Source organism: Peribacillus sp. R9-11 (assembly GCF_031345095.1).
GTDB classification, from domain to species: Bacteria; Bacillota; Bacilli; order Bacillales; family DSM-1321; genus Peribacillus; species Peribacillus butanolivorans.
This window is the reverse complement of record NZ_CP133763.1, coordinates 922,731-935,277: the sequence shown is the minus strand read 5'-3', so window position 1 is coordinate 935,277 and position 12,547 is coordinate 922,731. Positions and strand designations below refer to the sequence as shown.

9 protein-coding genes are annotated in these 12,547 nt (G+C 38.1%); 1 reads left to right on the top strand and 8 read right to left on the bottom strand.

Features of this window, described 5'->3' with window-relative positions:
- Positions 1-758: 758 nt before the first annotated feature.
- From RE409_RS04490 to uxaC, 8 genes are all read right to left on the bottom strand, one after another.
- Positions 759-1,529, bottom strand: a complete 771-nt coding sequence (locus tag RE409_RS04490; RefSeq protein ID WP_056523305.1) for an SDR family oxidoreductase — start codon at positions 1,527-1,529, stop codon at positions 759-761.
- A 729-nt stretch (positions 1,530-2,258) separates the two neighbouring features.
- Positions 2,259-3,122, bottom strand: coding sequence for a sugar phosphate isomerase/epimerase family protein (locus RE409_RS04485; RefSeq protein ID WP_201182534.1), 864 nt, complete (start codon positions 3,120-3,122; stop codon positions 2,259-2,261).
- Positions 3,123-3,126: 4 nt separating this feature from the next.
- Positions 3,127-4,131, bottom strand: coding sequence for a Gfo/Idh/MocA family protein (locus tag RE409_RS04480; protein ID WP_201182536.1), 1,005 nt, complete (start codon positions 4,129-4,131; stop codon positions 3,127-3,129).
- A gap of 74 nt (positions 4,132-4,205) precedes the next feature.
- Positions 4,206-5,366: a Gfo/Idh/MocA family protein gene (locus RE409_RS04475; RefSeq protein WP_309558603.1), complete on the bottom strand. Its 1,161-nt coding sequence runs from the start codon at positions 5,364-5,366 to the stop codon at positions 4,206-4,208.
- A gap of 2 nt (positions 5,367-5,368) precedes the next feature.
- On the bottom strand, positions 5,369-6,256 hold the full coding sequence (locus RE409_RS04470; RefSeq protein WP_201254262.1) for a sugar phosphate isomerase/epimerase family protein: 888 nt from the start codon (positions 6,254-6,256) through the stop codon (positions 5,369-5,371).
- Positions 6,257-7,192, bottom strand: a complete 936-nt coding sequence (locus RE409_RS04465; protein ID WP_201182542.1) for an AraC family transcriptional regulator — start codon at positions 7,190-7,192, stop codon at positions 6,257-6,259.
- A 623-nt stretch (positions 7,193-7,815) separates the two neighbouring features.
- Positions 7,816-9,606, bottom strand: coding sequence for a beta-glucuronidase (gene uidA / locus RE409_RS04460; RefSeq protein ID WP_309558600.1), 1,791 nt, complete (start codon positions 9,604-9,606; stop codon positions 7,816-7,818).
- Between the two features lie 91 nt (positions 9,607-9,697).
- Positions 9,698-11,101: a glucuronate isomerase gene (gene uxaC / locus RE409_RS04455; RefSeq protein WP_201222020.1), complete on the bottom strand. Its 1,404-nt coding sequence runs from the start codon at positions 11,099-11,101 to the stop codon at positions 9,698-9,700.
- 250 nt (positions 11,102-11,351) lie between these two features.
- Here uxaC and RE409_RS04450 point away from each other — a divergent pair, with 250 nt between their 5' ends.
- On the top strand, positions 11,352-12,530 hold the full coding sequence (locus RE409_RS04450) for an ROK family transcriptional regulator (protein WP_309558598.1): 1,179 nt from the start codon (positions 11,352-11,354) through the stop codon (positions 12,528-12,530).
- Positions 12,531-12,547 lie beyond the last annotated feature (17 nt).

Here is a 12,547-nt window from a genome sequence, read left to right as displayed (position 1 = left end):
AGAAAATCCTGAAACTCACATAACATAATTTAAAGAGACACTTGGAGGAAATGATTATAAATGCTAAGGAACTGGGGATAAATCAGGTCATAATGGAACGTAGTTTTGAAAATGAGGTGAGGGAATTACAGCCAAAAAGAGTTATTTTTGACGAGTTTCTTCTATAGTTTTAAGTTTGCTGGCTATCATTTTAATCCCCTGCCGCTAACAAGTATATTAATTTTACTACCATTCATTTTTTTAACTCATCTTTCAATAACATTCGTAAATATATAAATAAAGTTCGTAAAAGTATAACTTTTACGAACTAGGTAGATAGAATATTTTAATGCTTCATATGCTAAGCCTAAAAATAATGACCTTTGATGTTACATTAAAAGTTGGATACAAGATTTATACTTAGAAAAAAATGATAATGAATAATGTGTCTGTTCTTCATCCTCACAGTTTGAATGATACATTAAGATGTTAGTTTTATAGATTCTTCATTGATAGTTATTTCTATGCTACTGTTATCAGCTGATCCTCTTTTATCCATTTAATGAGCGATATTGATGCCATCGCCATTATTAATCATCGAGCTGGCTCTTGGAACCATGATTAAGCTTTACTTTGGTGGAAATACTCTGTGGACGGTACACGAGGAACAGTGGAAGAGCCGGTTATGATTGTTAAAGAAGTACTTCTCCTAAAAATACCACCGCAGCCGATGCAATGCATCGTTGCGTGATTTTCAAGTCTGTAGGGTTACTGATATCTTAGATTGTCATGCTGCCAAATCCACCGTCCACTCGAATTAGTGTACCTGTGACAAAGCTTGATGCTCTTTCAGAGGCAAGCCACACAGCAGCGCCTTGCAATTCCTCCGGTGTACCAAATCGATTCATTGGCGTATGATTCATAATGGACTCGATTCGTTCAGCGCTTAAGATTTTGCTATTTTGTTCAGCTGGGAAAAAACCTGGAATTATAGCATTGACACGAATGCCGTTCGGAGCGAATTCACGTGCCAAAAACTGTGTCACGCTGTTAAGCCCTGCTTTTGAAACAGAATATGTAAACACCTTGGATAATGGCGTGGTCGATGAAACAGAAGAAATATTAATTATACTGCCTGTTCTTTCCTGTTCAATCATCTTCTTCGCAAAGATCTGGCAGGTTAACACGATGCCTTTTAAATTGACATCCATAATGTCATCCCATTCATCCATTCCGAGTTCAAAGAACATTGTTGAACTATTTTTTCCCGGTGCATTCAGAAGAATGTCCCAACCGCCGGACCATTGTTCAATTTCATCTGCCGCTTTCAATAAAGAATCACGTGAGCATACATCAGCCTGAAAAGCCTTTGCACTTCCACCGCTGCTTTCAATTTCCTTAACGACTTCTTCCGCTTTCTCAAGGTTTCTTCCGACAATCGCTACATTAGCGCCTTGTGCGGCAAATCCTTTGGAGATGGAAGAACCTAATACGCTGTTTCCGCCAATTGCAACGGCTGTTTTTCCAGTTAAATCAAATAAATTTGTCATTCTAATATTCCTCCTATTCAGCCAATGCTGTCCTCTGTAACTCCAAGTTGTCCTTCTCCCGTAGCTTCCAATACTCGGAACTATGAACGGCTTTTTCTTGTTAAGATTCAACAGTCATTCGAGTCCGTTCCACAAGGCGGTCAAGCCCGCTCCATTACGTCTTTTTATTTGTTGGTCAATAACGTTTGTGTAAACCCTTTAAAATCACTTTAAAAAAAGCCTTTATTAATTTGTTTACCAGACAAATTAATAAAGTGAATAATATCATTATCGTTCTTCCGTAAATCCATTTGGAGCATTACTTCCTATCAATTTATGTTTACATATTGAAGAACAGCTCCCAAAACAAAGCTTATGAAAGAGAAAGAATAATAGAGCATGATAGCATAAATAGTGAATGATGTACGTTTTCTTAACTATTGTTATCGCTTTCATCGATGTTGACTCAAAATTATCCATTAGTTGATAATAAAGGCAACAACACAACAGGAGGCGATAAAATGAAAAATCTCATTCTTTCCTTAATTAACAAGTTGGAAGAGTATGGTGAATTTATACCGTTTGATCTTTCTGAACCAGTCCGACACAATTCACAAAAATAAATCGTGAATTGTTTTTTTGTCTTCCGATATCTTCTTTGCTTGATGCCAATTAAAATAACCTCTCAACAAAACCCCAGTTGCTGTTTAGGTTCCTTAATTCTGCTTTTTCCAATTTATTATTTTATTATTAGAACCAATCAGAATACCCTAGTTTTCGTAAGTGATCCGCAGAAGTTTTGAGGCAATCAAATGGATCACGGCCATATAGTTCATCTTGCTCAATGAGGAAGTACTGTGAGCCACTTTTTATACCGGCTTCAATAATAGCTTTGAGATCAAGGCTTCCTTCACCAAGCTCTGCGAATTGAATCACATTGTTAAATGCTTGAAAAAACTTACCTTGGTCAAATTCATTTTCAAAACCGCTCATATCAATTTGTCCAATACGATAATCTTTTAAATGGATCAATGAGATGCGGCCTTCAAATTTATTGATTACCTCAACAGGATCTAATCCGCCTCTCTGAATCCAGTGTACATCCAATTCAAATCCAATCTTGGCAGTGTTATTCTTGATAATATCTAATAAATATTCACCATCATATTTTTGGAATTCAATATGGTGATTATGGTAGTACAATTCAATGCCGTGCTCTGCTAATTTCTCTGCCGCTTCGTCTGCTTTTTTTACAAAACTCATGATTTTATCTTTATCCCCGATTGTCGTAAAGGGCAGCATGCCGATTCGTAAAAAATTGCAATCCAATGTTTTGCAATCGTTTATAATCTTTTCAAAATCATTCGTTAATGTCTCCCCTCCCATTCCTGGCAGCATGGGTTCTAAAGCTGCAGATAGAGCGGCGATTTTTATATTGAAATCTTGGCTGGCTCTCTTTAACTCTGCAACATTTTCTGCAGTCATCGGAATTTGTGAAACCTCAACAGCATGAAAACCAAGCTCCTCAATTTTTCTCATTGTTTCATAGACACCTAATTCTTCTACTTTCCCTTTAAGCATCATCATTTGAACACCAATTTTAGCTTTTCCCATTATTTTATCCCTCCATGAATATTGCTTGTTTCGTTTCTGATGATTTTCGAATAGCTTCAATCATTTTTATCGATTGAACGGCTTCTCTAGCATGAATATAATCTTGAGTGTCAGATAGAATACTTTCATAGAATATATCAATTAATTTGGCATGGCTGGCACCATAATAGAATTTTGAGCCGGGCATCTTCGCATCTTCTGCTAATCTTTTTACCTTTCCCTCTTCATTTACGCTAAATAGAATACTGTCTTTAATCGTAAATTTCCCCTTCTCCAAAAGTACTTGTAACTCCACGCTGTCGTTTTCTGCATTGGCAATTGTAGCAAAAAACAGCCCCTGTGCTCCGTTTTCAAACGTAATATGTGCAGTTGCTGTATCCTCCACTTCAATTTCATAATCCAGCAGCTGAGCAACTTCCCCTTTTATCGAAGCCATTTCTCCACCGATCAGCTGCATTAAATCCAATGTGTGAAGAGCTTGATTGATCATTACCCCACCGCCGGCACATGCCATTTTGCCGCGCCATGGCTTCACTTCATAATAGGATGACGGTCTATTCCACGATACTAACCCCTTTACACCAAGTACCTTGCCATATTCTCTGCTTTCTATAATCCGTTGAAGCTTTTCAAAAGATTCATTGAAACGATTCTGTAAACACACACACAACCTTATATTCTTGTTTTCTTCCTCTAGTTTTACTAGTGCTAGTCCCTCTTCCGTGTTCAAGCCCAAAGGTTTTTCCTGAAATACATGTATCCTTTGTTCCATACAATATTTCGTTACAGGATAGTGCAGGTCGTGAGGCAGACAAATATGGACACAATCGACTGCCTCTTTTTCAATCATGATTTGATAATCATTGTAAAATTTAACACCAGGTACAGAATCTTTTAATGTTTCATCGATATCACAGACAGCACTCAACTCAACATTCGGGTTAGCTTGTATTGCAAGAATGTGTATGTAAGAAATATCTCCAAGCCCGATAACTGCTGTTTTCAACATAAGCTAATCTCCTTCTCTAACAAACTCTTGGCCAGTAAGACTGAGAATTTGTCTGTTTCTATTATTAATTCACATTAAGATGTAACAAGAGTATTTTTTTCTTCATCGATCCTTTTATTCAATTCTTCTAAGTAAAGTTCTTCATCAAATGGGATTTCGACTTCTTTATCCAACCAGCTTGATAGATGGATCGCATTCGCTAAGGTAACTCCATATATCCCGTCGCTGCCAGGTGCTAGTAGAGGAGTCCCTTCCACAATAGCTGCAGCAAAGTTTTCCAATACGGCTGTGTGCTGTGCACCCCAGACACTTTCGAATTCCAGTACTTCTTCACTGTATATATCAGATTGATTGCCGCCCATGAAAATTTTCATAACATCCTGCATGCTCATGCTGTCGCTCAATTCCGATTCAGGTTTCGAGAGTCTTTTGATAGTCACTTTTTTGCTGTCATCGACAACGATTTTGCCTTTGTCACCTAAAATTTCAAACCGATCTGTACCGATAATATCATGTGTGCATGTAATAAAAACCCCAGTGGCTCCATTCCCATAGTCAAGTACAGCGGTTACTTCATCTTCCACTGCAATATTTCGCTGATAACCGTATTTCACATTAGAATATACCTTTTTAGGCATACCACATATCCATTGAAGCAAGTCGAGCTGGTGCGGGGCCTGATTCACAAGGACACCGCCGCCCTCTTCCCCCCACGTTGCTCTCCATGCGCTTGAATCGTAGTATCCCTGCGGTCTCCACCAGGTTGTGATCATCCAGTTTGTTCGACGAATTTGACCAATTTCACCATTGTCGATGAGTTCTTTCACTTTTTGATAGAGTGGATTTGTCCGTTGGTTGAACATAATACCGAATGTCAACTCTGGTTTCTTGGCTGCATATTCATTCAGCTCCTTTACCTGCTTTGTATAAACGCCCGCAGGCTTTTCAACTAAAGCATGAATCTCTCTCTTTAATGTTTCCATTCCTATTTCGGGATGCAGATAATGTGGTACACAGGTAACAACAGCATCTACATTTCCGCTTTCAAGCATGTCAATATAATTATCGTAAAAAGGGATGTCCGGATATTTGTCTGCGGCCAATTCTTTTTTAGCAGAATCGATGTCGCAAATGGCTCCTATCACCATATTTTTCACTTTTCCCTCCGCCAGAAATCCTGCATATAATCCGCCTTGTGCTCCCAGACCAATAATTCCCAATCTCACTGCTTTCATGATCATCTCTCCTCATTATCAATTTTTTCAAGAATCTTTAGGAGTGCCTCGTATTGAAGTTTGTATCCGCTTTTTCCATCAAGTCCTTTATTATTCTCGATAACCATTGCAGCATCTTCCAGCTCTAGATCCTTTAATGAATCAAACTGAACCAGATGCGGCTCAAGCGTTAAGAATCCTTTGTAACCGCTTTCTATCAATTGAGAAAGAATTTCAGGTATTCTGCCTTCTCCTGTTCCGCACAAAACATTTTGATTACTAGTTGTTATAGCATCCTTGATATGAATATAGATCACTTCATCTTTCAACAAGTTGTAACAATCCTGGGTGTTTTCACCACACTGTACAAAGTTGGCAAAATCAAAAATCGCTTTAAAATACGGTGAAGCAACTTTCCTCAAAATTTCTGTACATCTTCTGCCAACGTCACCATAGATATCCTTTTCGTTTTCGTGCAATAAAATAACATCGTATTTTTCCGCTATCGCAGCAAATTCCGTTAACTTCCTGATCACATCTTCTCCGAATTGGTCCGGATCTTCGTCCTTAGGAATATAAAAACTGAATATTCTGATATATCCACAGTCAAGCAGTCTGCTTATTTGGCAGAGGACTTCCAGCATACGTTTTTGTTTTACAAAACCTGCTTCATCATTTATGAAAACCTTCCCGATTGGGGAACCGATAGAAGAAACACCGATTCCTGCGTTTTGAAGTTTTGGAAGTACGGTCTCTTTTATCTCTTCCACTGTGAAATCCCCAATACTCTTCCCATCAATGCCTCGCAAAGAAATAAACTTCATTCCAAGCTGTGAGACAGTGTCAAGTTGGATATCAAAATCCGATGAAATTTCATCAGAAAAACCTGAAATCATTAGATTTGGATTCATTTAAACTTGTTCCTCCTTCCTTCCCGTGATGTCCATTTTCAGTCTGCTTTTACGGTACTGAGATGGGGTGATGCCAGCTTTTTCTTTAAAAAACCGGCTGAAGTGGGCGATACTCTCAAAACCTGTTGCACGAGATATATTCCCCAGCGTTTGATCAGGTTCCATTTCCAGCAGATACTTCACCTGGTTAAACCGGCAGCCCATCACATATTCCATGACAGTAAATCCTGTTACTTCTTTAAAAACGTGAGAAGCATAATACTTACTCAGTTTCATATCATTGGCCAGTCGATCCAAAGTTACTTTTTCCGTATAGTGGTTATTAATCCATGAAGCAATACCTTCAGCATGATGTTCCTTTTCTGTCCTTTTGTTAGAGTGCTGGGCTAATTCTTTTTGGCTCATTTTATAGATTCCCACCAGCAATTGAACAAGCTCAAGCCTTATTTCTGCTTCAATGGTTTCGTTTTTTTTGCCTTTTTGCTGTAGCTCTGCCTCTAGATGCGCCATCAAACTGGTTATCCTTTTCATTCCTTCATCCACAAAAATCCCCGATTCATTATACCCTGTCCGAAACAAGCAATTGTTAAGCTTTTGAAATGGGTCTAGTAAATTTGGGATGCCTAGGATAATCAACAACTCTTGCAGCCATATTGGTGAAAAGTGGATCATACTTCTAATGTAAGTACTGCCTGGCTGTGGATTGGGCTTATGTAATGTCATACCATCCAAAAGAATGATATCGCCCGGTTGTAAATCATAGATTCGATTGTTGATTAAATACCTGCAATCTCCTGAATGAAAGAAATAGATCTCATACTCTTGATGTGAGTGAAAATTAAATAGATGCGACTCAACGCCCCGCACTCGGTAAAAAGAGGTAATCCATTCATCCATAGGCTGCTTTGGATACGAAAATATTTTATGCTCATTCATTACTCTCACACCTCATCAAGTAAGCGCTATCAATATGTTGATTCTATTGATATACTTCTATTTTATCGGAGCCAGAAACAAAAAGCATTCTCCTAAAAAGCTGAATTGTTCCATATTTTTGACTGATATTGCTTTTTGCACAATACTATCAGATAAACAATGTAATTAAAACAAGAGACAAAACCAGCTTTTTCCTGTGTGCTGATTTTGTCTCCTACTGAAGTTTAAATGATAATTGGTTGCTAGGTTAGTAAGTTCACTTCTTGCCCCATCCAGTTCTTAAAGAAGATCTCTTCTTTATCTACTCATTGTTGCGAATGAGCCCCACTGTCATGCATATAAGTAGACAAACACTTATGCTGTAATGATCGGCAGTTGCACCCTAAAACCATATTGCATTTGGCTTGTCCATTTATCTACACCTTTCAACCTTCTGTATCCAGGATAACAACCTTAGAGGATTCCTTGTTTCATCGTCTTTTTTTGTAAAGATATCGGAAAGTGATTTCAATAAAGCAACTGTTCAATTCCGCTTTATCCATACACCTAAAACTTCGTACTGTTCTTCCTTTCTACATTACTTTAAATGATTCTAATCATTTCTTTTTTTATTAATAACACATTTATTTCTTGTAGAAGTAATCAGGAATTTCCGTCCATCGTCTTCGTAACTCATGGGCAGAATGTTTCGGTTTTCGCTCACGGGTAAAGATGCCTTTTTTATTTCCTTGGACCCGCATAACTCCTTGGCTAGTAGCAAAGTCTGCGAAATTCCATACTTGTTCGCCGACAAAGTTATCAAATTCATCAAATACCTCATGATTGGCTTTTAAATATTCCACTTGGTATTCTTCGGTGAACATGACTGGATCAACATCATGGAGGCCTGCAACTGTATCAGCTCCATACTCAGTCATGATGATTGGCTTTCCTGGACAACGTTCATTCCAGCCGGTAAATTCCTCACGTAGTTTTGCTTTTGCGGAATCAAGGTCACCACCGTCAATATACCAGCCATAGTAGCGATTTAGAGCAAGGACATCAATCAGTTCTGCAACTTTATCGGTTTTATGTGTCGCACCTAAATGTGTAACAATTGTAACCGGCCTTTTTTGCGGGTCTAGCTCCTTCGTCAGGTCCACTAACGGTTTAAAATATTCATAGGCACCCTCTTCCTCTGAAGCAGGTTCGTTCGCAATGCTCCACATCACAACTGAAGGATGGTTTTTATCACGGGCAATCAGTTCTCTCATGACCTCTTGATGATGCTCAAACGTTTTCACTTCTTGCCATGTGGTTTTTTTTGTTGTCTGTCCATTTAAAACTGACATAAAGTTTAAATGAACACCGACAGCAGTTGATTCATCAATGACAACAAGGCCTTCACGATCTGCAAGACGCATCATTTCTTCAGAATAAGGATAATGAGAAGTGCGAAATGAATTGGCACCCATCCATTTCATAAGTTTGAAATCCATTACATTGCCTGCTTCATTAAAGCCTCTTCCATGAATTGGTGTATCTTCATGTTTACCAAAGCCTTTAAAATAAAAAGGCTTATTGTTTATGAGGAATTTACCATCTTGTACATCTACGGTTCTGATACCAAAGGGCTGTTCGTATTGATCAACCGTTTCTCCATTTTCTGAAAGTTCTATATTCAGCGTATATAAATATGCATTTAATGGCTCCCAAAGCTTCGCACCATTGACCATGATTGTACCGGAGACTCCATTAGCTGTGGCAACTATTTTACCTGACTCATCTACTACACTGGCATGAACCTCTGATTTCCCTACTGTCTCTACGGTGTAGCTTACCTTTCCATTCAATTCTGTCACTATCGTTACATCTTTAATGTAAGTACGGGGTGTTGTATAGATTTTTACCGGACGCTGTAATCCAGCGTAGTTGAAAAAATCAAAGTTCGGAATGTTGCGAATTACTTCTCCAATACCAGCTACCTCTTTTTCCACATAGGTTCCAACTGGCAGTGTTGAATGATCGACAACATTGTTTACTGCTACCGTCAACCGATTTTTTCCTGCTTTTAAAAAGGAATTAATTTCTGCTTCAAATGGGAGGAATCCGCCTCTATGTTCAACTGCAAGCTCTCCATTCACATATACTTTTGCAGCATGTGTTGCAGAACCGAATCTTAATACAACACGTTCTGAAGCAAGAATGGCCGGCACTGTAAATTCACGTTCATACCAGACCCAGCCAACATGATTGCGGATTTCACCCGTAACTCCTACATCATTGAAAGAGGATGGGACCGCCATTGTCATAGTGCCAGCCAATTTTTCGTCTTTCCAATTTTCATGAAACCCTTCACCTGCATCCAGTTTAAAGTTCCAAATTCCATTCAAGTCTATAAGGTTTCGAGTTTCAGTTACGATGGGATATAACATGTCCAACACTCCTTAAAAAAATAAAATGATTTATTCCTTTTAACTCCATTAACATTTAAATAATCAAGCAAAAAAAGACAACAATTATTTTTTATCGTTTCGCAAAATATTTTTCAGCATTGTAATAGCCAATATTCCTAACCATTTGCTCACGTAGCTCTTTATCATTAGGCATTAATCCTTGTTCAGTCCAATCGCCTAGGATGTTGCAAAGAATCCTACGGAAATAATCATGGCGAGCATACGAAAGGAAGCTTCGGGAATCTGTCAGCATACCAACAAAGTGGCTCAGAAGTCCGACATTCGCAAGTTCCTTCATTTGTTTTTCCATTCCATCAATAGAGTCATTAAACCACCAGCCTGAACCAAATTGAACTTTTCCCGGGATCCCTTCTTCAAAGAAATTCCCGATCATTCCTGCAAGAATCGCATTATCTTTTGGATTTAAATTGAATAATACAGTTCTGGGTAAGGATCCATCTTGATCAAGCGCATCAAGAAAACTAGATAATCCTTCTGCTAAATTGGTCTCTCCAATAGAATCGAACCCAATATCTGTACCAATTAGTTCTTTCATCTTAGTGTTGTTATTTCGCATAGCTCCCATATGCAGCTGCATAACCCACTGCTTTTCTGCATACATTTTCCCCAATTCCTTCAATAAGAATGATCGGTAAGCAGTCAATTCTTCAGTTGATAGCTGTTCGTCATTCATCCGTTTCATGAAGATGATATCCGCTTCTTCTATAGTGGTGTCTACATATACCATTTTCTGAATATCATGATCCGAACCCCTACCACCGTTTTCATGAAAGTAATTGACACGTTGTTTAAGGGCCTTTATTAGGCTTTCAATTGAATCCACTTTAATTTTTGATACTTTTTCTAATTTTTGAAGCCAGCTTTTAAAATCAGGACGTTCGACGAATAAGGCGCCATCGGGACGGAAAGTCGGAGCAATGGTTATTTGAAAGGATTCATCCTGCTTCAGTAACTGATGGAATTCGAGCTCAGAAATAGGATCATCCGTCGTTCCAATAAATTTAACGTTTGATTTTTCAATAAATGATCTTGGTTTGAATTCGTGCCTGGAAAGCTTTTCGTTGCACTCATCGTAAATTTCTTGCGCAGTTTCAGGGCTCAGGATTTTTTCAATACCAAAAAACAATTTCAGCTCCATGTGTGCCCAATGATATAGAGGGTTTCCAATTAAGTGAGGCATCGTTTCCGCCCATGCAGCAAACTTATCCCAATCCTCTGCATCACCTGTTATATATCGCTCGCCAATTCCGTGCATACGCATGGCTCTCCATTTATAATGGTCGCCTCCAAGCCACAATTGTGTAATATTTTCATAGGGTTTGTTTTCCCATACCTCTTGTGGGGATAAGTGGCAATGAAAATCAAAAATCGGCAGGTTTCCACCAACATTTTCGTATAATTCGATTGCTGTGTCCGTGTTTAACAAAAAATGATCATCCAAAAAGACTTTCATAAATTTCCCTCCTGATAAAAGTTTATATGGGTACCAGCATCTGTTCCACTGTAAGCCCTTTCATTTTTAATTAGCCAATCCTATTAATTCGTTTACTAAACTAATTAATTATATAAATAATTTATCATTTTTTCACTTTTCCGTCAATTAACTCTATCTGAATACACTATAATCTAATAGTATTTGACATACGAGAAACTGTTATAATAAAAATATATCTAAAAGTTGTTGCCAAAATGGGAGGATATTAATGATTACCGGTGATGCAGCATATATCAAAAAAATTAATCGTGGGTTAATTATTAAAGAAATAATAAAAGAAGGCATGATTTCAAGGGCAGATTTGTCCAAAGCTACGGATTTAACAAGAGCAACTATCTCAGCGCAGGTTGCAGATTTATTGGACGAAGATCTAATAGTAGAAACACAACTAGAGCATAACAGTGTCGGTAGGAAGCCTATCATGCTCTCCTTAAACGGCCAAGCAGGATATGCGCTCGGGATTGACATTGATTACGGACGGATTTCCTTCACTCTAAGCAATCTTCTCGGCTGTAGTGTCACCTCCTCTATCAAAGAAATAAATACTACAGACTACTCGGAGATTCTCAAACTGCTGAATAAAACGATCAAAAAGTACAAAGCCAAATACGCTGACAGTCGCTATGGAATTGTTGGTATAGTCATTGCTATCCATGGTCTGGTAGGAAAAGACGAACTCATTCACTTTGTACCACGATTTAAATGGAAAGATATCAATTTTAAAAACGACATAGAAAAGGAATTTGAAATTGATGTTCATCTTGAAAACAATGCTAATCTAAGTGCTTTTGCTGAGCGCATATTTGTGCATCATGAAGCAGATAACCTTTTAAGCGCAACCTTTCATTCTGGGATAGGCCTTGGAATGATGATGAAGAATGAGTTTTTTCGGGGACATGATGGATTTGCAGGAGAAATTGGCCATATGATTGTTGTTCCGGACGGAAAGCAGTGTAATTGTGGTAATAAAGGCTGCTGGGAGAAATACGCTTCAGAATCGAGTATTTTTGAATTTCTTTCAGAAGAAAAACAAATCCCAAATTTGACATATGAGAATATTCAACGGTGGATTGATGAAGGTGATGAAGCGGTACATAAGATTATGGAACGATTTATTTACTACTTATCCATTGGCCTAAACAATATGATTAACATGTATAATCCGGACGTACTGGTATTAGACAGTGAATTGCTTCGTATATATCCTGATTCCATTAACAAAATCAGGAATAATCTGACCTCCTCCATTAGTCATTACCGTGAACTTACTCTATCGGCAATTGGAAAAAAATCATGTGTAATGGGAGCATGTGCCCTTGCAATCAAAAATTTCCTTGATGTTCCTATTCTGAATCTTTCTTATGAAAATAGCTATCCCAAGAAATAACGAAAAACTCCCCTTTC

Bases quoted from the DNA above. Each gene is read 5' to 3' on its own strand.
- RE409_RS04490 (WP_056523305.1), bottom strand. From the start codon at position 1,529: ATGACAAATTTATTTGATTTAACTGGAAAAACAGCCGTTGCAATTGGC.
- RE409_RS04485 (WP_201182534.1), bottom strand. From the start codon at position 3,122: ATGGGAAAAGCTAAAATTGGTGTTCAAATGATGATGCTTAAAGGGAAA.
- RE409_RS04480 (WP_201182536.1), bottom strand. From the start codon at position 4,131: ATGTTGAAAACAGCAGTTATCGGGCTTGGAGATATTTCTTACATACAC.
- RE409_RS04475 (WP_309558603.1), bottom strand. From the start codon at position 5,366: ATGAAAGCAGTGAGATTGGGAATTATTGGTCTGGGAGCACAAGGCGGA.
- RE409_RS04470 (WP_201254262.1), bottom strand. From the start codon at position 6,256: ATGAATCCAAATCTAATGATTTCAGGTTTTTCTGATGAAATTTCATCG.
- RE409_RS04465 (WP_201182542.1), bottom strand. From the start codon at position 7,192: ATGAATGAGCATAAAATATTTTCGTATCCAAAGCAGCCTATGGATGAA.
- uidA (WP_309558600.1), bottom strand. From the start codon at position 9,606: ATGTTATATCCCATCGTAACTGAAACTCGAAACCTTATAGACTTGAAT.
- uxaC (WP_201222020.1), bottom strand. From the start codon at position 11,101: ATGAAAGTCTTTTTGGATGATCATTTTTTGTTAAACACGGACACAGCA.
- RE409_RS04450 (WP_309558598.1), top strand. From the start codon at position 11,352: ATGATTACCGGTGATGCAGCATATATCAAAAAAATTAATCGTGGGTTA.